Source organism: Trueperaceae bacterium, from assembly GCA_002707365.1.
Taxonomy (GTDB): Bacteria; Deinococcota; Deinococci; order Deinococcales; family Trueperaceae; genus UBA6957.
The window spans coordinates 171238-191853 of sequence record PAMQ01000010.1 but is presented as its reverse complement, the minus strand read 5'-3'; the positions used below and the strand labels follow the sequence as shown (position 1 = coordinate 191853).

Below are 20616 nucleotides of genomic sequence, written 5' to 3'. Positions count from 1 at the left end.
CACAGCACTGGATGCCCTTGGTCACTTGGGTCTTAGTGCCACTCCGGCTGTACCAGAAATATTAGCTCTGCTGAGAACCAACAAAAACTCCCAATGGACCGAAAAGCTACGACGTGAATGGAGTGGCGCAGAGGTGGTGCGAATGAACGCGGTGATGGCGCTCCTGAGAATCGGCTTGCATGAACATAATGTGGAAGAAAGTTTGTTAAACGCGTTAGGGGATGATTGCGGCTACGTTAATGGTTTTGCCATCGAAGCGCTTTTACGTTTCGACTCACCAACCGCCTTACGTGGGACACTGAATCATTTGCATACACATCGTTGGGACGACACTCTCATTCGCAACGTACGTACCTTTTAAGGAGCACAATCATGTCTCTCACGCACATCACAAACAATACCTAGTTGATTAGTTGCTAAGCACCAGCTTATTTGTCTTGCGACAGAAGTGGTAGTTCAGGGATCAAGGCGGTAAACACGTACGGCATTATCTCTGTAGATCTTACGTTGCTCACTTTCACTTGTACCCGACAGGTACCAATCAAAGGCAGCGACCCATTCCCGGTATTCTGCTGCCTGCACCACCACCGGCCAGTCACCACCAAAAACAAGGCGGTCAGGACCAAAGGCGTCTAAAACCGTGTCGAGATAAGGCTCCAGCTCCTCACGGGACCAGCTTTCCATATTAGCCTCAACCACCATCCCCGAGATCTTACAAGTAGTGTTACTAAACTCGGCAAGCTCACAGATCTGGCTTTTCCAAGGATGTATTGAGCCATCAATAATGTCGGGCTTTCCGATATGATCAAGAATAAAGTGCACGTTCGGACAGCTACGTACAAGTTCTATAGAATTAGCGAATTGGTCACTTCCCTTAATGCAGATGTCGAAAGACAAGGAATAATTCTCTAGTAGCTTGACGCCCTCAACGAAGCTAGGCTTGAGGCAGAACTCTGCGTTTGGTTCGAACTGAATTATGCGTCGAACACCCTTTACTTGTGGGATATCAATAAGTTTGTCGAGATCCTCGACAGCAGCTGCGCCCTTTTCAAGGGGCGCCCAGGCAACAATGCCTTCGATCCGAGGATCCTCACGGGCAACTTCAGAAACCCAGCGGGCTTCTGCCAAATATTGATCAGAAGCAACCTCGCACTGCAAAAACACCATCTTGTCAATCATTAAACCTGCCGTTGAACGTTGATAATCCTCAATCAGATATGACTTGTTTAATATAGGGATGTCATCGAGCCATTCGTACCGAAACTTTTCCGGATCCCATATATGCAGGTGAGTATCAACAATACCAAAGTTAGGCACACTAATCTTCTCCTTAATTACTCGAGGGTACCTCGTAACCATAAGACGCCATAGCAGGACCTAAGAAGTCAAAGAAATTAGGTCCGTCATCGTTCTTGAAAAGCTTCACACGGTCAGGCCTGACCACGATACGAGCAAGCTTCATTGATAGGAAATCCTCAAGTCGTTCAAGTTCACGCTCTTGGTTCATTACGAAGTCTTCGTAACGTACTTGAATCCAATGAGCTGGTTTTGGAACAGCATGTATGAGGTCGTGTTGGTATTTCCAGGAAATCGCTCTTCTGCGCCGTTCGTCTTCAGTGTCGGGGTAACGGATCCCAAAATCACGTAGGTCATCAGTCTTGTGCTCAGAGAGAATACCGTCACGTGGATTTCGTACCCAAAAGATAAACTTCGTTTCGGGAAACATACGTTCGACCCAAGGATAGACTAGTGTTGTCTCCGGTAGTTTCCATCCTCTGTGCTCAGATTTATTTTCTAGGACCGTCCGCAAGTATTGTTCCACGAGTTGTACAAAGCGCGGTGGTATTTCAGATTCCAAGGCTTTGCTAAAGTCCCAATTTAGAGTACCTTTCCACTCTACGTAACGGGCGAAGACACGACAGGCATCGTACATATGCCAGGGTGGAATCAAGTCAGCTGACGGGTTTAGATTCTGGCCCATGAACACCCCGCTGGAATACAACGTCTGAGAGATCATACGGGTTCCAGAGTGTCCCCGACCTAGCACCGTGATTAGTGACAACTTACTTTCACTGCTCCTTCTTAATGATGATGACCTGTCCTGTTTCCCATGATTCAACAGCTGCCTCAATAATGCGCTGTACACGAAGAGCGTCAGCACCCGAAGCGTTAATGTCCTCTGGAGCAACCTCATCTAGATTCTGCTGGACCCATTCATTGATACGACTATCAAACGTTTCAGCGAAATCCATCATGCCACCGACGTAACTATAGCGTTCTATCTCCTGTGAGTACCGTGGAAAAAACTCTAGCTGCTGACAAGCTTCAAGGAGCAAAAAGCGAGCCTTTGAACCTACTACCTCGAGGGTCTCGAGGCCATAACTTCCTCCCGCATCGTAACTACCAGTTAAGTGTCCTACAACACCACTCTTGAACAACATATTGACCTGGACGTTAGACCAAATTTTACGGCCCTCACCCTTTTTGAAAAATGCTTGAACCTTATCAACATCACCCGCGAAGTAACGCATCACGTCAAGGGAATGTGGGTGTAGAGCCCGCATGTGGAAGTGAGGGGAACTTTCATTAGGATTGTTAATCCACATTTTCATATTGATAATGTTTAGTTCGCCAAGTCGGCCGTCTTGCACCCACTGCTTGGCCCGTAACGCTGCAGGCGTGAACCGGTGGTTAAGATTAATACCGTACCGGAGATTATTCTTCTTGGCCAAAGCCACCATCGCCTCTGCCTCAGGAATCTTATTAGAGATAGGCTTCTCACCCAAAACCGGAATTCCCTTGTTAAGAAGATCCATCGTCGGCTGATAGTGATGACTCCCGTTCTCTTCGCCCGCTGTACAGACGCTGGCAATATCAATCTCAAGATCACTTTCGAGCAACTCTGCCACAGAAGCAAATGGTTTAGCACCAACCTTTTCAGCAGCTTCTCTTGCCAGCTCATATTCCATATCTACAAAGGCCACGACCTCGCACTCAGGGTGAGAATCATAGACCCTCGCATGATTGTTACCAATACCACCTGCCCCGACAACTGCAACTCTCAACGTCATGACGTTATCTCCTAAGTGTAGATAGGGGAAACCAACCTGCCAGCACCTACCCTAAATATTGATTACCCAGCCCTTAGTTGTACTTTAACCGAATAATACTGCGAAGATGGGAACTTATTAGGCCAAAAAACAAAAATAATTGTTTAGTACTTTGAGCCATACTTTACGTACTGCATCTCAGTCCCCGGTCCGGAAACTTGGATACTATTAGAGCCCAGTGCTACAGTTAAACCCTTAGTTGATGAAGCCTTTATATTCTGTCCATTAATGCTCGAGATCGAGAAGACAAATTCGACAATATTGCCCCCACCGAGCAGAAAGAGATGGGAGAGGCCTTGCTTAACAAAGAACAAATCGCCCAATACCATTCTGATGGCTTCCTTAGCGTCGAAAGTGTTATCGACAAGGACTTAGTCACGGAGCTCCAGAAGGTAACAGATGGCTTCGTAGAGCGCTCCCGTGCCGTTAAAACACACACTAAAGTCTTTGATCTTGAACCTGGACATACGCAGAACAAACCCAGGTTAAGGCGTCTTAATGTCCCTGTCGAACAACACGCAGTATACGGCCGAGCAATGCGTGACAGCAATGTATTGGATATTGTCGCACAGCTAATTGGTCCTAACATTAGGACCAACGGGAACAAGCTCAACATGAAGTCGCCCGGATACGGTAGCGCTGTAGAATGGCATCAGGATTGGGCCTTCTACCCTCACAGTAATGACGACTTGCTCGCCGTTGGAGTGGCCATGGACGATATAACTGAGGCCAACGGCTGCATGATTATGATTCCTGGCTCCCACAAAGAGAAAATTTACGATCACCATCAGGATGGACGTTTCGTTGGGGCGGTCACAGAAAAGGTAGAAACATCTTCCGAAGCTGTACCAGTCGAGGTTGGAGCAGGTGGAATCACTATCCACCACGTTCGGACTTTGCACGCATCGGCACCAAACCACTCAAATAAACCTAGGCGGCTTCTCTTATTTCAGTATTGTGCAGTTGACGCGTGGCCACTTATAAAACTACCTGAATGGACAGCATTCAACGCTGACATATTGCGTGGAGTACCAACTAACCACCCGCGCTTAGAACCGGTGTCTGTGAAAATACCTTTACCTCCCGCTGAACGGGACGGTTCGATTTATGAGAGCCAAACACTCTTGAAGAAAAAACTTCTGGGCGGGCCTCAGTAAAAAACGGTAATCACAACCCCATTGTTACCCAGGAACATCGACCACCAAAAAGCTAATCTTTAGATAAGGAGGAATAATAATCAACCTATAAAGCCCCCAGAGCCAGCAAGGTGGTGCTGTTAACAATCATCTTCGAGGCTTAATTCGCCAAGGGAAGTCTCACCTGGTTCGATGAACTCAGCGGTTGGGCTCTCTATACGTCCATATCCGTTCCAAATCTTTAGGCCGAGCAAGGCCAGGAGGTCGAGTGAAGCTTCCTCAATAACTTCCCTCGCCACGCCGACGGTATAATTCTCTTGGGTTCGAAACTGCGGCCCACAAAAAGTGGTTAATAACCCAAAACGAGAACCACCGCTGATGTTGGCGCCCGTGCCATGCCAAATCCGACCATCAAAAATTACAGCTGTCCCTGCAGGAGCCTCAACCGCGATTGTTACAAGTTGAGCATCACGTTCTTTGTTGGGCCTACGACCAAAACGGTGACTACCCGGAACGAGACGTGTGCCGCCATTTTTCTCGGTGAAGTCGTTAAGCATCCACATGACATTAACTGCTGTCACAGGTGCTATTAATGGCGCATCCTGAGTATTTAAGCCATTGCTCAGGTTGCGGGTTATCGATCCAGCTGGGACCTCTGAACCTTCGCTCGGCACGGGCTCTGGCATCCACCACTGGTCAGTGTGAAGATCCATTGCCACGCCTCCCGGCTTGGCAATGTTAGCTGCAAAACTAGATAACAGGTAATGGTCACCAAGGACGTGATCAATGAGAGTTCTAACGGGTTTAATGGCGAGTACCTCGCGGAAAACACGACCCTTATTGATTAACATCCAAACCCGCTGATTTACTCCCCCTTGTTCCTCGGTAAAAACATTTGGTTGCAACTCACCATGCTCGTTGCGAAACTCACCCCACTGTTGTTTAGCCCCACCATCTTCAAAGGCTAGACCTAAGTGCTTCTCAGCAGCGGCCTGATCTTCGAGTCGCTCCCGCATCATAGATACCTGTATCGTAGTTAGGGCTTTAGCAACCAGGGCATAGCCAAACTCATCGATATCAGCTTTGGCCTGATTTAAGTCTCTCGTAAGTTGAGGCAACTGGTTCATGTCGATCCTCCGTTTGACTTACTGAAGACGCTATTTGAAACACCTTGAGCGCAGCATAGCGTAAAGCAACTATTATGGGACACGAGTATCATTTCAGAGTCTGTGTTTGACCGGGACGCCCTAAGAACAGGAAGCAGAGCGAACCGAAGAGGGTTAATACCGCAATACTACTAAAACCGTGACTGTACGTTCCAAACCAATCAAGACTCAGTCCGCAGACGATTGGTCCCAATGCTGATCCCACCATGACTATCACTTGAGAGAAACCGGTGATCTTTGCGAAAGAATGACGGCCAAAGAAGTCAGCCTTCAGGGCAGACATCATGGGGCCTCTTAGGCCCCAAGAAATGCCTTGGGTAATAGCGAAAATGTAGAGGGATAACATACTCGTTCCTGTCACAAGGAGAACTAGGGCAACAGTATGGCCCAACATTCCTATGCTAGCCAGGTAGTGGCGAGGAAAACGATCCCCAAGATAGCCACCAGCAAGTTTTCCAACGAGGGACATTGCAGTCACGATCGCTAAGAAAAATGCGCCACGTTCAAGCGAATATCCCTTTGTTATGAGATGATTTACGAAATGAACTCCTATTGCTGAAACAGCTGTAACCGCCAAACCGTGCCCAAGTGAAACTAGCCAAAACGCTCGAGTCTTAAGGGCTTGACGAGCAGACCTGACTTCGATTTTCGTGGTTGCTGATGATTCTATTTCATCTGGTTCCTCTATTCCATCTGGCTTGAGTCCTATGTCTTCAGGACGGTTTTTGAACGACCTAACTAAGGGGAAGCCAAGTAGAATAATAACGCCCGAGGCAAGGGCAACCTCGCGCCAACCAAAGAAAATCAAAGCGCCCGCTAACAAGGGAGCCATCAACCCACCAATCGTCATCCCTATCGTCATGAGTGACAGTGCAGTCGCACGTCGCCTCTCAAACCAGTTGACCATCACTGCAGCCAAGGAGATCATGCCGGTGAGGGTGGCACCAAACATCATGACCAGCTGAGCTAAATAAAAGGTTGATAGGGAATTTACCAGACTGAATGACACCAGACCCACCACGATGAAACCAATGCCAACTGTCATGACGGCTTTCGGGCCATAACGGTGAAGCAACCAACCTTGGATGGGACTTAGAATCGCTGCTAATATTTGTTTCAATACAACGGCCAAGGAGATAGCTGTCGTACTCCAACCAAACTCACTTTGCAAAATTGGGAAGTAAAGGCCGAAACTAGAAAAGAAAAGGGCGTGCAATGGGATCTGAAGAGCTACTGCAAGCCCCACCATCCACCAGCCAGGAAATACACCCCGCAATCGGGCACTCTGCTGTTCCTTCCAAGACCTAAGAGTTGTCATTTATCATTGCTCTGGCAATTCATTAAGCAATATCATCGCACGCATAGGAGTCGTCAAGGGGAATTAAAGATTTACTTCTAAGATGGGAGGAAGATACTGGGTAGGGAGTAAACATTGCTCTCCAGTACACGCATGGGGAATGATTCATCTTTTAGTGACGTATCTACCCACCCTGTCTAATAAGGTCCCGCCAACAACCTAAACAATAACGGTAAGGTTTACCCCAACAAGTATACTTGAACCTGTCATGAAAGGTTTTTGACACCCATGCTTCTAAATAGAGAAAGCAGGTGAACTCCATGAAAGTCGTCTGCATTGGTGAGTCTCTGATCGACTTTAAAGATACCGGTCACCTAAACTTCCAAGGCTTCGTTGGGGGGTCACCTCTTAACGTGGCAGTGGCAACCTCGAGGCTTGGTGGTTCGGTCGCCTTCGCATCAAAGGTATCGACCGACATGTTCGGTGAAGCGATAATCAATTTTATGATCAATAACGAAATTGATACCCGTTTTGTGGAACGAGGAGACGAGCCGACGACTCTAGCGTTTGTCTCTGAACAAGACGGAGACGCTCATTTCAAATTCCTTGGTAACGGCACAGCCGACACCTGTTACGACCCTAATCCTCTACCTAAGTTTCCTGGTACAGTCCGCTTTATTCAGTACGGATCAATTAGTCTTCTCAGCGAACCGATGGCTAGCAGCGTACAAAGACTATTAACCATTAACAAAGGACAAGCCATGACCGTGTTCGATCCGAACATAAGGCCCGCCCTCATCACCGATCGACAGGCCTATATGCAGCAACTCGAGGTTTGGTTGTCACTTGCTTCGCTAGTTAAGGTCAGCACCCAGGATCTTAACTGGCTATACCCCGATGAAAACCCGCTTGCTGCTGCCAAGACTTGGCTCGCCCACGGTCCAGTAGCGATAATCACCACCCACGGACCAAAAGGGGCTACTTTACTACGCACTGGTTACGAACCCATCGGAATAGCAGCCCCTGAAATCGAAGTAGTAGATACCATTGGTGCTGGTGATACCTTTACTGCAGCGTTAATGGTTGCCCTATTAGAGGTAGGACTCCCTCTCAAAGAACTACCTAAAGAAATTTGGCTCAGTAGCCTGCGCTTTGCTATCTCAGCGGCGGCCCTAAATTGCACACGCGCGGGTGCTAATCCACCTAACAATGATGAGGTAAGTCAGTTTATGAACCAGCCACGACAATAGGGTCATTACTCGGACCTTCCCTCGTCAGTTCATAATCTTCGAGTGTGAAGTGAATACGAACGGTGCTATCGTCCAATTTGTAGAACACTTCCGCCTCCTCTACATGCTCGGTGGTTCCGGGTACAGCCATCATGGGGGTGCGGACTTTACTCAAATAACGTTCCCGTACTCTCACAGGCAAACTTACTAGGTGTTTCCTATAAAGATCCGTCTTGCGTAAAGCAACACCAGCCCACCGGCCATTTAACCAACGAAGTAACACCCATAATCCTGCCACTAAAGTGCCAGTAACTAAACCCCACCAGACGCCCGCAGGCCCCATTTTAAAAACCACCCCAAACAAGTAAGCAGCAGGTACCGCGATTAACCAACGTCCCAACAGATTGCCGACGAGGCCCGGGGTTGTATCGCCAGCACCGCGTAGGGCCCCATTACAAATCATCGAGAATGCCAGCACAGGGAGGCTTAGAGAAACAATTCGGATGTATGAAGTCCCTGCCGACACGACCATCGGATGAGCACTAGGGTCAAACAGTTTGACCAACCCCGGGGCAAATATTATCAGTGGTATCCCTAATACTGACATCACTATCATCCCTAGAAGAATTGCGGCGCTGCCTCGGCGCCTGGCCTCATCAACCTGCCACGCCCCAAGTGACCGACCCACCATGCTGGTGGCGGCTATGCTGATAGCGAGACCCGGCATGAAGGCTAGGGACTCGACCTGAAGACCAATAGCTACAGCTGCAGCACCGTAGCTTCCTGCTGCAGTGGACGTAACAATACGGATTACGAACAACTGGCTGGTGTTACGTACTAATCCCTGTAACCCTGAGGGGATACCTATCGCTAGTAGGTCTCGAAACATCCGCCAATCCGGCAGGTAGCTTCCTGGCCTAATATGAACCACGTTCCGTCCCGAATAAAAAAGCACTAAGCCTGCTGCAACTCCTAACATTCTGGCCAATATAGTGCCCAATGCAGCCCCAGTCACACCCAGTTCTGGAAAAGGTCCTGGCCCGAAGATGAGAAGGTAGTTGAACAATATATTTAATAGGTTTATCGCGCCACTCAAAAACAACGGTGTGATAGTATCGCCAGCCCCCTGCATTAAGCTGCTGACCAACCAGTTGCCAGCAAGGAACACCGTTCCTAAAAACAACAACTTTAGATACTGAGTGCCCAAAACTACAGCTAAGGGATCTCCCGAACCGTTAAGGAAACGCAGAGCTGGCTCGGAAAGAAACCATCCAGCTACAGTGAGACCCAATCCAAGGAGCACAATTAGCGAGATCGATTGACGAGCTACGAAACTAAGCCGGTTAGGATCTCGCGCACCTTTGGCTTGCGCCACGAGTGCCATAGCACCGGTGTTCACCGATAGTGCAGCAATAATCACCAAAAGACGGATCGAGTTGCTCATCCCAACCGCAGCAATTTCTATTGGCCCTAAACGGCCAACCATGAACACGTCAGCTATATTGACCAAGGTCAAGAGGATGTTCGTTAGGATCACTGGCAAAGCGAGGCGCCAGACCTGATTTAGTAGTTGGAAGTCTCGGAGCAATGACAGCACAACTAGTCACCCTACCTGGTTTGGAGCCCCCCAGTAACTACATTTCCATTTATCAGCTCGGTAAGTTTCAGTAAGCTTTTACCCCGTCAGTACCTGCCAGGACGGTATTGCGAGCTTTTTCTCACGTCCTGAAACACTCCCCCAATGACACCCATCGGCGAGTCGAGAAAAGGGTTAGGTGTCAGCCTCAGGTTTTAAACTCATGTTGGTACATACCTACGGATTCTTCTACTGCCCTCATGACGTTCGGCATTGGTGGCGCCACCGCCACCAATGCCCCTATTGATATACAAGTTCCAATACACTTGTAAGTAAAACCGTCCCTTATCGGTAAGCCTCACATGAGTGATGTACCTGCGGGTACTGCTATTCTTAGAACTCAACAAAGTCGTACCAGGATTAGACAGATAGGGGTCGATCATAGTGATTGAAACAAAATACGAAATCTTCGATGAGCGCTTCGAGAAACTCATTGTTCCGAACGCAAAGCTGGAAATGCTTGGTACTGGAACCATTTGGGCTGAGGGCCCTGTATATTTTTCTAATGGGGAGTACCTACTATGGAGCGATATTCCCAATGACCGGATCATGCGGTGGTCAGAATCTGATGGAATTACTACCCACAAGCAACCAGCTACCTACACGAACGGACACACCCTTGATCACCAGGGGCGATTACTTAGCTGCTCACATGGCGCCCGCCGCGTAACACGTACTGAACACGACGGCACAATTACCGTGCTGGCGGACAACTACCTGGGTAAAAAACTCAACTCTCCTAATGACATTATTGTCAAAAGTGACGGCACAATCTGGTTTACAGATCCTCCCTATGGCATTCTCAGTGACCACGAGGGTCACAAAGCCCCTCAAGAACAGGCTGGTTGTTACGTCTACCGGTTAGACCCTGAAGCTGGTCATCTTGAAACTGTTGCTACTGACCGAGTCAAACCGAATGGGCTCGCTTTTAATCTTGACGAGAGCATACTTTACGTTAGTGACACTGCTATTTCTCACGACGAGAAAGGTTGGCACCATATTTTTGCTTACGATGTTATTGACGGCATAGAACTGGCAAACAGCCGGATCTTCGCTGAGGTAAATCCTGGTTGTTCTGATGGCTTCCGACTTGATATTAATGGTTACATATTCACCAGTAGTCAGGACTCAATTCAGGTTTTCAGCGAGAAGGCCGAGCTTCTTGGCAAAATCATGGTGCCAGAGGTAAGCGCTAATTGCACCTTCGGTGGTCAGAACAAGAGTCGCCTCTTCATTACCGCTACAACTTCGATGTACGCTATCGAGTTGAACACTAGGGGAGTCCAAACAACATAATGAGCAACACAAGCAGTAAAGGAAGGCATAACCGATGGTTATTCACTGAAGTCGGTCGTCTCCCAGATGCGAACGATAATGTTGGCGTGGCCACTCGTAGGTTGGAAGCAGGTGACCAAATAATATTTAGGGGTAATGAAATAACGCTCGATTGTACAATCCTGGAAGGTCACCGTTTCGCTGTCGAAAGTATCCCCGCTGGAACCCCCCTTCTGTCGTGGGGCCTACCGTTTGGCCGAGCTACCCAACATATTGACGCTGGTAAGTATGTGTGCAACACAGGAATGCTCGAAGCTCTGGAACATAGGAGTACAAATGCTCAGCTTCCGGAAGAACCTAACTTTGAAGACGAGATTGTCCCTTACGAGCTAGATGAAGAATCATTCATTCCAGCACAGCAGGTTTTTCCAGTCATGGACAATCGCAGTTTTTTAGGGTATCACCGCTCTGGTGATCGCGGTGTCGGTACCCGGAACACTATAGTGCTACTGGCTGTAAGTTCGCTAGCTGGGGGCTACGTGAAGAAACTCGAGGAGCACTTCTCGGGCGTCTCGGACACTTTCGCTAACATTGACGGAATCAAAGCTGTCGCCCATACAGAAGCTGGAGACGAGCGTGAACCTAACAACCGGGAACACGTGCTACGCACTCTTGCGGGTTTCGTTGTTCATCCTAACGTTGGAGCGGTCCTCATTGTGGATCGTGGTCATGAAGTAATAACGGGTGAGGACCTACGTAACTATCTCATTAAGAACGATTACCCCCTTAACGCTGTACCACACTACTTTCTTTCTTTAAAAGCTCCTCTGGAAGAGGATTTGAAACACGGTCAAGTTTTAATACAGGAATGGTTGGAATCTATTAAGGACACATCTGCTATCCCAACACCTGTATCGGAACTCAAGATTGCCCTGCAATGTGGTGGTTCTGACTCCTTTTCTGGTATCTCTGGAAACCCTCTCGCGGCTTGGGTAGCCCGCGAAATTGTTCAGCGAGGTGGAGCTGCAAACCTAGCGGAAACCGACGAACTAATCGGAGCCGAAGCATATGTCTTGCAAGCCGTTCGAGATCTTCCGACAGCTCGCGCTTTCCTGGAGGCCATCAAGCGATTCAAAGAGAGAGCTGCCTGGCATGGCGCCACAGCAGAGGGTAATCCTTCTGGTGGAAATAAACTACGTGGGCTGTACAACATCGTCTTAAAATCTATCGGGGCGGCAAAAAAGAAGCATCCCGACGTACGGCTTGATAAAGTTGTTCAATACGGAGAGCCTATGTGCGAACCCGGCTACTACTTCATGGATAGCCCAGGTAATGACCTCGAAAGTATCGCTGGACAGGTTGCCTCAGGTTGCAACCTTATTTTTTTCGTAACGGGGAACGGCTCGATAACAAACTTCCCTTTTGTACCAACGATAAAGATCGTCACCACCACTGAGCGATTCAAGTTGCTGTCGTCCGATATGGACGTAAACGCAGGTGCGTTCCTCGAGGATATCGAGATGGATGACCTCGGTAGTCAGACTTTTGACCTCGCGCTTGAAATAGCCTCGGGACGCCTGAGCGTTGGTGAAAAGGCAGGTCATTCCCAAGTGCAGATCTGGCGTAATTGGCAACAGAAAGATAGCCACGCCCTACCTAACCTACTTAGACCAACTTCGGTTCTTGTTAAACCCCATACTGTAGAAGGTAAGCCAAACGAGAACTTTGTACGGTTGCTCCGAAATTCTGAGGCTGATCTGTTTCCTCGGATCGGCCTGATCTTGCCGACAAGTTGCTGTGCTGGGCAGATCGCCGGAATGGCAGCCACTAGTCTTAATAAGATGGGGCAAATTCGACCCGGTGGAATCGATCGGTTTGTTGCTCTAGTCCATACGGAAGGTTGTGGTGTAGCTGGTGTGAATGATCTCCACTCCCGGACTTTACTCGGCTACCTCTCCCACCCCTCAGTACACTCTGCTTTGCTCCTCGAACACGGTTGCGAAATAACACATAACGACTTTATGCGACACCAACTTTCTACGCTAGGGCTTGATCCAAAAAATTACGGATGGGCCAGTATTCAGCTTGACGGTGGCATTAATTCCGTTATCGAAAAAATGTCAACCTGGTTTGCAAAACAATCCAATTCCGCTACAGAATCTGTAATTGGTGCTGGTATTCATCTTTCATTAGGCTTGCTAACCTCTGGACAACCTTCATCATTAGCTGCTCGCACATTCGGCGTTTTAACCCAAGCGGTCGTTGGGGCCGGTGGCAGTATCGTGATTCCACAAAACTCTGAGCTACTAACTAACGATGATTTCCTTAAAATGATTATAGGCAATACTTTACCTGCACCCACCTTGACCTACGGGCAGACCATAAAAACTCCCGGTTTTCACATCATGGAAGCCCCCACTAAACACTGGGTAGAGACCATTACTGGCCTTGGAGCTACTGGTGTCACAGCACTCATTGGACTTGTTTCTGATAGTACGCAACAGGTTCATCCTTTGCTTCCACTACTTCAAGTTACTTCCGACCAAGAAACCTTCGGACGCTTAGAAGCTGATCTTGACCTCCTCCTTACAGACAATGCGAATAATAATGTTGAACACCTTTTGCAACTAGCTTTGAATGCTCAGGCTGGGAGGTCAATACCTAAATTAAGTAACCGCGGCCAGGAAGATTTTCAACTAACGCGAGGACTTCTTGGTATCTCTATGTAGATAAACCTATTTGGTTTTTACCAAACTGCATGTACAGGTACGGGCACTTTGAGGTCCGGCTGCGAAATAAGGAACAACAGTAAAGTCCAGAAAGGGAGATTAAAACATGGCTTTGATGTTACGAAACCACGAAATCCGTGGTCTTATGGGGATGTCTGATTACATATCTGCGGTCGAAGAAGGTTATCGCGAGGTAGGGATGGCAAAAGGCGTTGGTTTTCCACGAGAGAATCTTTGGATCGAAGGGGAACCTGACCCTGATGTCCGCGGCGGTCACCTTAGAGTCGGTAGTAAGGCCTCGTTTAAGTTTAAAGCTGCCCTACTACCTCGACTTGGTGGGGCAGGGGTGCAGGCATACACCACAGGTTTGGGAAAGGGTCTTGAGACCCTATTGTTCCTGTTTGACACACAGACGGGTACCTTAAGCGCCATAATGGAGGTTCTATACTATGATTGGCTCAAAACAGCCGCAGTAGCAGCTGTGGCTGCAGATCATCTTGCTCCTCAAGATAGCGAAGTTGTTGCACTTTTTGGGACTGGACGACACGCCCGCAGCCAATTACACGGCCTAAAAGAAGTCCGATCCTTGAAGAGGGTACAGGCGTTCAGCAGAAACCGTCAAAATCAGGAGGATTTCTGCCTCAAAATGACAGACGAACTTGGTATTGATGTGATCGCAACAACCAATCCTGCTGAGGCTCTCGAGGGAGCAGATATAGTCACTACAATTACTAACTCTCCGGTACCAGTTTTTGATGGGAAGTTGTTACCCCAAAAGCCTCTACATATTAACGCCATGGGAGCACATTACCCGTGGGTCCGAGAGATAGATGAATACACCGTTGTCCAAAGCCGAGTATTTGTTGACGAATTGCAACAAGGCCTCCAGGAGCAGGGAGAAATATTAATTCCCATGCAAGAAGGACAAATCGATGAATCTCACGTTCAGGGTGACTTGGGTGGCCTAATTTCGGGCAATATTTTTGGTCGCCAACCTGAAGCTGCATGGACCCTGTTTCTTTCGGGTGGTACTGGAATTGAGGATGTTTCTGTTGCAATCCGGCTGGTAGAAAAGGCGAAGGAAAAGGGAATTGGTACGGAATTCGGTTTCAACCAACCGTATGAATTTGAGTTCTGATAAATTTCTTTAAGTAATATGGTTACATTCTGTTTCACTTCTTTAATAGGGGTTAATTCTGATGCAAGATAATTGCGTAACTCAAAAAGACATTAAAGATTATCAAGAGTGTGGTTTCATTCAATACCCTAATTTCTTCACCACTTCCGAAATGGACCGGTTACGAACCGTTATCGATGAAGCGATCGCTTCGAACCGCGACCGTATAGTGGGGGTTGAAGGTGGCGGACGAAGTTCCAAGGAATACGAACAGGTTTTTAATCAGATGATTAACCTTTGGAGCGACTTTCCAGTAGCCAAGGAGTTCACATTCTCGAAACGCTTAGCCAATACAGGTCGACGTCTAGCTCAAGCTAAGCACGTGCACCTCTATCACGACCACGCAATGGTTAAGCCGGGTGGCCAAGAAAGCCGAAAAACTAACTGGCACCAAGATGCCCCCTACTGGCCAATGGATCCGGTGGGCTCGTTCAGCGCCTGGATTGCGGTGGATAATGTCACCATTGACAATGGTTGTCTGCATTTCGTTCCTAAATCCCACAAATTTGGTCGCCTTGAGCCAATAGAATTGGGTACTGAAGAAAGTATCGTATCGAAAATGCAGGACCGTGGTTTCGATGTAGCTGAACCTGAGGCTGTAGAAATGGAGGCGGGTGGAGTGACATTCCATCACGGTTGTAACTTTCATTTCGCTGGACCAAACCGCACCGATCAACCACGTCATGCGTTTGCCATAATTTACATTCCCAATGACGTCACCTACACAGGTACAAAACATGATCCTTCAAACTTGATAGGTAAAGAGCTGAAACCAGGTGACCTGTGGGAACACCCGAAGCACCCAATCCTGTCGAAAGAGTGAGGTAATCATAGCTTCGTCGGATACCCTTCAACAGCTAGCCGCTCACCCTGAATGGATCGCCCCACGTTCAGACACTCGAGTCTTTCTGGGCGAGCCAGGTGCACCAGAGGCTACCAAGACTACTGTTGAGCCTGGTAACGCCTTCTCACCAGGCATGATGAGTTTCGGCGTCACCTGGTGGTTACGCTTCCCTACCACCGGTTGTTTCTTCGCACCCGAGGAAGCTTCCCTAGAGACATTGCAGTGGCAATACACTGAGGGACACCTGCCAGCTATCATCTGTTCGACTAAAAGTCACAAGATCGATGTCCAACACACACTATTTCAGGATGGAACCGCTACGGAACGGAACGAGTCCGCTTGCGCCCTACTGGAGTTGACGAACCGTGGGGGAACGGCTATCGATATCCAGATCGGTGTAATACTGCGCTCGCTCGGCCCAGCTGGCGGTCCCTTGCAACACCTCGAGGTAAGCGACCAACAAATCAAGGGGCAAGGCAACAACACCTTGATGGCTCTCGACAAGACCCCCTCGGCGGCAGGTTGTGGTGTAGGCGACCCCTCGGCATTTGTAAGAGTGGGTACCATTCCCGACCGACAGGAGGCTCAAGACGCGGCAGGTTGGTGCTACGCCGTAGTGCGCTATGACGTGACACTCCCACCGGCAAAAACTTGGGCGGTAACGATGGATTGCCCCATCGTCTCAAGAGGGAGCTTAAACCGGGATCTACCCAGTACCGCCTCACCGAGGCCCGAACAATTCACTAACCGGCTTGACAAGCACCTTTTGACCTGGAGAAACCTATACGGTTCAATCTCAATAGAGGTACCTGACCCACAGTTCCGGGACTCCTTTTTCGCAGGATTAGGGCACATGATGACTGCGGTAGTCGGGGATCAAGCCCGCATCGCACCACTGAGCTACCCACTGCCATGGTTGCGAGACAGCATCTACATCATTCGCTGCTTCGATCTCGCGGGGCAGCATAAACTAGCCCGCTCAACGACGGAGCACCTAACTCGGAATGACTTTTTCGGGGGTTTCGGTGCTGAGGGAGATGCCCCAGGTCAGGGGATTTGGGCCATCGTTCAACACTACCAACTCACACAGGACCTGTCCTGGCTCCGCAAGGTCTATCCTGCTATCCGCCGCAAGGCCGAATGGCTTTATAGAATGCGTCGCGCTACCAAACCAATCACGGTCACGACCGATACGCCGGTCCTGGCGTTCACCCATGCTGCCCGCAACGCAGGTGTTATCTGTGTCGCCGGGCATGACGGCATCATCCGTGGGGTGATGGATCATGCCGTTGATTATAGTGTCGGCTGGATTAACCAGTGGGCTCTTTGTGGCTTGGAGCAAGCGGTGCTCGCGGCAGAATCTTTGGGTCAATTAGAGGACGCGACCGCCTTCCGCAAGGAGGCAGCGGAACTACGTGATGCACTTCGGACCTACGCGACCGAGCATCCCGAGTATTTTCACTTTGAACGCACGATGAATAGCCTACTCTGGCCTACACAAACTTGGGACCGGCAGGAGATCGAGACTCAGTTCAACGTATTCTGGTGCACGGAGCGCGAAGCGGATGGGCAGTACCAACCCGAACCCTACTGGCTATATTTCGAATTCGCTCAGGCCCACAACGCTCTACTGTTGGGCCAGCGCGAGCGCGCCTGGCAGGTGCTGGACTACCGTCTCGCTCACCAGGACGTACCGGGACTTTACGGGTTCCGAGAAGGGCGCGACGGTGTCGGTACCGAAAACGCTGTCCACGGCGTCAGCCTTATTTCTCAACTCCGGGGTTGCCAGAAATTCGACAACATTACCCCACACGGCTGGTCACAAGCGGAGCTTTGGCTACTGCAGAGAGCCATGCTGGTGACCGAAGAAAAGACCTGCCTTCGACTCTTCTCCGGCGTTCCTGAGGCCTGGTTAAAACCTGGCCAAAAGATAGCTTTCGAAGGATTCCCTACCCTGCACGGCAAGGTCGACGCAAGCATCAACGTCGACGACACGACCAGATACCGGATAGCCGTAACTGGCGTCCAAGTCGGCATCGAGATCGCGATCGACCTGCCTCACCGGGACTATCGGACGATTTCTGACGGAACACCCATAGAGTTGATCCTTGAGAAAAATCCCATACAATGGTCTTAAAATAAGCATAGTAACCACTGTGTAAATAGAACGTCTCAGGGAAAGGAACGCAGATATGGACAGACTGTCTGACGCCCAATGGTCGAACTATATAAAAGACGGTTATCTTCGTCTTGGAATCATCGACCAAGAAACCCTCGAAGCCCTACAGACTCGTATCGACGACATAATGCTTGGTACAGCTGATGTGAATTACGACCGTATGCTCATGCAGATAGATAGCGAAGATGGTGAGCACCCCGGACCGCAAACCAAAGGTCATAAAGGTTCCACATTGAACTACCGTAAAATCCAAGATCTTGAATGGGACCCCGTCTTCCTCAAGTATATGCAGAGACCATTATGGAAAGACGTGTGCGAGCGTGCCTACGGTAAAGAAAATTCCATAGCTTGCAACCGCGCAATGTTCATGAATAAGCCCTCCCATCGAGGCACATATCTTGCATGGCATCAAGACCGCTGGCCTCGGTTAGATCGAGACCCTGAAGTCACCATCTACACCTCCCTCGACCCAGCAACCATTGATAATGGGTGTGTACGTATTGTTCTTGGTTCCCACCGAACACTACTCAATCCCGAATCTCAAGCAGGGTACCTAGGGCCGGAACTAGAAAAGAACCTGAAAAATGAAAGCATGGAATATCTTGAACTCGAAGCTGGGGAAGTAGTACTCCTACACAACTGGCTAGTCCATAGCTCTGGCATTAACCAATCGAGTCAATCCCGTCGTGCGTTCAGTGTGTGCTACCAAGACGCAACCACTGTCGACGAAACCGGTGAGACCTACCCAATAATTTTCGGAAAAAACGCCTTAACTACTAGCAATCTAAATACCCCATAAGGATGCGTAGCTATTAACGCTCTTAAATCCTCAAGTGACCGGCTCGAACAACTTCGCCAAGATGGTTATTGCGTAATCGAGGGTGTAGCTGACCAGAAACTACTAGAAATGACTCGTTCTTGTGCGGAGGAGGCATTACAGAACCTCGCTAACGAAGACCGAACCAATACTCGAGCAATGGGTACCGACATTGATTCCTTTCATTACCCTCGCCTCGCACCGCTGATTGGGAACCTTCAAGCTTTGGCGGAACTCAACAAAATGGGACTAGATGACATTCGGTTTTGACAAGCTGTCATAATAAGCAAGCCACCTGGTGGACCAAAACTTTATTGGCACCAGGACTGTTTCATGTGGAACGACCCGCGTGCTTACAGTGACATGCCACCAATGATCTTCCTGATGTACTATTTGGATAACACCTCCCGGGAAAACGGTTGTCTAAGATTGTTACCTGGCACCCACCGGAAACGACATGATTTGCACCAAACTGGAGTAGCACACGACAGGGAGACAAAACGTTTTGCAAATCCTGAAGATAAACGTTTTAAGGATTTTCCTGGCGAAATTGACGTTCCAGTAAAAGCGGTAGACGTTGTGGTGGGTGATGCCCGAATCTGCTACGCTTCTTGGCCGGCTGAGAGTTTAGAAAAATCAGGCCTTAATACCTACTCATACCGGTAACGCCAAGCTAATGGAGTGGCATCAAACTCTGGATAACAGATTAGAGTGAATTCCCTAAGTATCGAAAACGGCATTTAGTTTAGATATTTGAGTTAGTAACTAGATTTTGTATTTTTTCTTGGAGCTAAACAGGACAAATTTTCCTGCACTCCTCTAGTACAGCTGCTTGCCTTCTCACGCTTTCAGGTGTAATAGCTAATGGTTGACCATGCCGAAGAGTTTTGTAAAGTGAACGGTAAAGATCCAGAACACCATGACCTTGACTAAACCTATTGAAATCATCGCTTAGATCTACGATCTCTTCTGTCATTGGAAGTTGTTCTTGATTATATTTTCGTCCGTCAGTTGCTTTTGTAGCGAGCGACATGGGGGGTACAGTATCGTCACTCAAGAACTTCCAGCGAATCTCTTTGCCCATACAGACCAGGGAACCACGAGTCCCGATAACCACCCAACTTGGTTCCTGATATGACTGATGGGTAGTGATAGCCACATCTACGAGCGGTCCGGCTTCCGGCGTAAGAAGAACTCGGACATGATTTTCTGCATCGCCAGCATAAAACGAAGTTGATTCCATGTGGCAAAAAACCTTGGGCCTAGGATCATCGAATAGGAGTAGACCCATGTCAATGTAATGAGCACCCGAGTTATTTAGCTCGCCTCCACCGTACTGCTTTAGGGTTTGCCAGTCCCAACGTCGACCAAAACGATCGCTTCTAATGCGGACCTCAATAGTACGTCCAAGAACGCCTGAAGCAATGATTTTCCTTACCTTCAGGAAATCTGGCTGCCAGCGCCGATTTTGGTTGACTGTCAGCATGCGACCAGTTGTATTAGCGACAGAGATCATCTCATCAACGCCAGCTAGGTCGCTAGCCATTGGCTTTTCAACCATAACGTCTTTGTCGCAACGAAGAGCAGCAATCACGTCCTTTTTATGGAGATGACTTGGAGTTGCCACAATCATGAGTTCAATATCAGCCTGCTTGACGAGATCATCATATTCGGCATATGTGGTACATCCGAATCTGTCTTTAGCATCCTTCTGACGCTCTGGGGCCGGGTCACACACGCCCACAACTCGGAATAAATTCGGAAGCTCATGGATAGCGTTAGCGTGTATGTTCCAACCACTTCGCCCTAGTCCTGTGATTCCTACCTTAACGGGGTTCTGTTCAGTCATATTTTCTCCTTCAGGCAATCTTTCTAAAGAGATCTAGAGTGAATAAAAAATCCTTTCGTTTGCACCGTCGTTAACTCGATTGAAGAAACACAACCAACTTTCCACTGAGCAATAAACGACGATAAGGCAACTGCACTGTGCACAAAAAACACTTCCATTAGGAAAAGTTAGT

General features: G+C 48.7%; 19 protein-coding genes. 11 read left to right on the top strand and 8 right to left on the bottom strand.

Annotation, left to right across the window (positions count from 1 at the left end):
• Positions 1-361: hypothetical protein (locus CMO31_05210; GenBank protein ID MAZ53399.1), on the top strand; the 361-nt coding region annotated here is incomplete at its 5' end.
• A gap of 95 nt (positions 362-456) precedes the next feature.
• Here the strand turns inward: CMO31_05210 and CMO31_05205 are convergent.
• The 4 genes from CMO31_05205 to CMO31_05190 form a co-directional block, all read right to left on the bottom strand.
• On the bottom strand, positions 457-1317 hold the full coding sequence (locus tag CMO31_05205) for an amidohydrolase (protein ID MAZ53398.1): 861 nt from the start codon (positions 1315-1317) through the stop codon (positions 457-459).
• A gap of 13 nt (positions 1318-1330) precedes the next feature.
• Positions 1331-2047 carry a hypothetical protein gene (locus CMO31_05200; GenBank protein MAZ53397.1) on the bottom strand — a complete coding sequence of 239 codons (717 nt, stop codon included), beginning with the start codon at positions 2045-2047 and terminating at the stop codon, positions 1331-1333.
• 22 nt (positions 2048-2069) lie between these two features.
• Positions 2070-3071 (bottom strand): oxidoreductase, encoded by a 1002-nt coding sequence (locus CMO31_05195; GenBank protein ID MAZ53396.1) that lies wholly within the window; start codon positions 3069-3071, stop codon positions 2070-2072.
• Between the two features lie 143 nt (positions 3072-3214).
• On the bottom strand, positions 3215-3439 hold the full coding sequence (locus CMO31_05190; protein ID MAZ53395.1) for a hypothetical protein: 225 nt from the start codon (positions 3437-3439) through the stop codon (positions 3215-3217).
• Here CMO31_05190 and CMO31_05185 point away from each other — a divergent pair.
• Complete coding sequence (locus tag CMO31_05185; protein MAZ53394.1) at positions 3407-4267, top strand: phytanoyl-CoA dioxygenase; 861 nt, start codon at positions 3407-3409, stop codon at positions 4265-4267. The two genes, CMO31_05190 and CMO31_05185, sit on opposite strands and share 33 nt — an antisense overlap.
• Positions 4268-4386: 119 nt before the next feature.
• On the opposite strand, the gene CMO31_05180 is transcribed toward CMO31_05185, so the two are convergent.
• Positions 4387-5373, bottom strand: a complete 987-nt coding sequence (locus CMO31_05180; GenBank protein MAZ53393.1) for a hypothetical protein — start codon at positions 5371-5373, stop codon at positions 4387-4389.
• 88 nt (positions 5374-5461) lie between these two features.
• Positions 5462-6730, bottom strand: a complete 1269-nt coding sequence (locus CMO31_05175) for a hypothetical protein (protein ID MAZ53392.1) — start codon at positions 6728-6730, stop codon at positions 5462-5464.
• Positions 6731-7029: 299 nt separating this feature from the next.
• Between CMO31_05175 and CMO31_05170 the strand changes: the two genes are divergently transcribed.
• A complete protein-coding gene (locus CMO31_05170; protein MAZ53391.1) occupies positions 7030-7959 on the top strand; it encodes a ribokinase in 930 nt (309 codons plus the stop codon).
• Here CMO31_05170 and CMO31_05165 read toward each other — a convergent pair.
• The gene (locus CMO31_05165) at positions 7937-9535 is read right to left on the bottom strand and encodes a hypothetical protein (GenBank protein ID MAZ53390.1); all 1599 of its coding nucleotides are present in this window, start codon (positions 9533-9535) and stop codon (positions 7937-7939) included. The two genes, CMO31_05170 and CMO31_05165, sit on opposite strands and share 23 nt — an antisense overlap.
• A 420-nt stretch (positions 9536-9955) precedes the next feature.
• Here CMO31_05165 and CMO31_05160 point away from each other — a divergent pair, with 420 nt between their 5' ends.
• From CMO31_05160 to CMO31_05125, 8 genes are all read left to right on the top strand, one after another.
• Entirely contained in the window at positions 9956-10870 is a 915-nt protein-coding gene (locus CMO31_05160; protein ID MAZ53389.1) for a gluconolactonase, read from the top strand.
• The gene (locus tag CMO31_05155) at positions 10870-13578 is read left to right on the top strand and encodes an altronate hydrolase (protein ID MAZ53388.1); all 2709 of its coding nucleotides are present in this window, start codon (positions 10870-10872) and stop codon (positions 13576-13578) included. The genes CMO31_05160 and CMO31_05155 overlap by 1 nt, the downstream gene beginning before the upstream one ends.
• A gap of 106 nt (positions 13579-13684) precedes the next feature.
• Positions 13685-14716 (top strand): hypothetical protein, encoded by a 1032-nt coding sequence (locus tag CMO31_05150; GenBank protein ID MAZ53387.1) that lies wholly within the window; start codon positions 13685-13687, stop codon positions 14714-14716.
• A gap of 61 nt (positions 14717-14777) precedes the next feature.
• Positions 14778-15578, top strand: coding sequence for a hypothetical protein (locus tag CMO31_05145; protein ID MAZ53386.1), 801 nt, complete (start codon positions 14778-14780; stop codon positions 15576-15578).
• 154 nt (positions 15579-15732) lie between these two features.
• On the top strand, positions 15733-17736 hold the full coding sequence (locus CMO31_05140) for a hypothetical protein (protein ID MAZ53385.1): 2004 nt from the start codon (positions 15733-15735) through the stop codon (positions 17734-17736).
• Positions 17737-17791: 55 nt separating this feature from the next.
• Positions 17792-18577 carry a hypothetical protein gene (locus tag CMO31_05135; GenBank protein ID MAZ53384.1) on the top strand — a complete coding sequence of 262 codons (786 nt, stop codon included), beginning with the start codon at positions 17792-17794 and terminating at the stop codon, positions 18575-18577.
• A gap of 108 nt (positions 18578-18685) precedes the next feature.
• Positions 18686-18865, top strand: coding sequence for a hypothetical protein (locus CMO31_05130; GenBank protein MAZ53383.1), 180 nt, complete (start codon positions 18686-18688; stop codon positions 18863-18865).
• Positions 18866-18874: 9 nt separating this feature from the next.
• Positions 18875-19261, top strand: coding sequence for a hypothetical protein (locus CMO31_05125; GenBank protein ID MAZ53382.1), 387 nt, complete (start codon positions 18875-18877; stop codon positions 19259-19261).
• 124 nt (positions 19262-19385) lie between these two features.
• Here the strand turns inward: CMO31_05125 and CMO31_05120 are convergent, their stop codons facing one another.
• A complete protein-coding gene (locus tag CMO31_05120; protein MAZ53381.1) occupies positions 19386-20444 on the bottom strand; it encodes a hypothetical protein in 1059 nt (352 codons plus the stop codon).
• Positions 20445-20616: the final 172 nt, after the last annotated feature.